1 pseudogene is annotated in these 566 nt (G+C 63.3%); it reads right to left on the bottom strand.

From position 1 onward, the window contains the following. Positions 1–464, bottom strand: a pseudogene (locus ACFOEV_RS19215) (IS21-like element IS21 family transposase); the annotation flags it as partial. Between the last annotated feature and the right edge of the window lie 102 nt (positions 465–566).

Here is a 566-nt window from a genome sequence, read left to right on the forward strand (position 1 = left end):
GCCCAGGCATGGAAGCGCCGCGAGTAGCCCAGGGTGTTGACCGCCACGTTGACCTTGCAGTGCTGGCCGGCGACCACCGTCTCGACCTCACCCCAGTCGTGCTGGAGTTGGAAACCGGGCTGGGTCTCGAAACGCACGGTCCGTTTGCTGGGCCGCAGGGCCCGCTTGGGCTGGATGTACATCCGCACGATGCTGGCACCGCCGGGATAGCCCTGTTCGCGGATCAGTTGGAAGATCACCTCGGCGTTCCAGACGTTATCGGCCAGCAGCTGATCGATGATCGGCTTGTAGGGATCCAGCTTGCTGGGCCGGGGCTGCGCGGGCCGCCCGGTCGGTGCTGCCTCGCGGGCCAGGTAGCGCCGCACGGTGCGTTCGGAGCAGCCGATCTGATGGGCGATGTCCACGAGGTGAGCGCCTCGCTGGCGAAGTTGCTTTATCATGAGAAAGTCCTCTCGGCTCAGCATGGCGCGATCCTTACAGGTTTGGTCACCAGCAAGGAAAGGTCATGCGGGTCGGGGGGACAATCTGTTTTGATGATTTACGGACTTATAGCTCCGGTGTCGACA

Source organism: Litchfieldella rifensis, from assembly GCF_042646605.1.
In the GTDB taxonomy this organism is placed as follows: domain Bacteria; phylum Pseudomonadota; class Gammaproteobacteria; order Pseudomonadales; family Halomonadaceae; genus Litchfieldella; species Litchfieldella rifensis.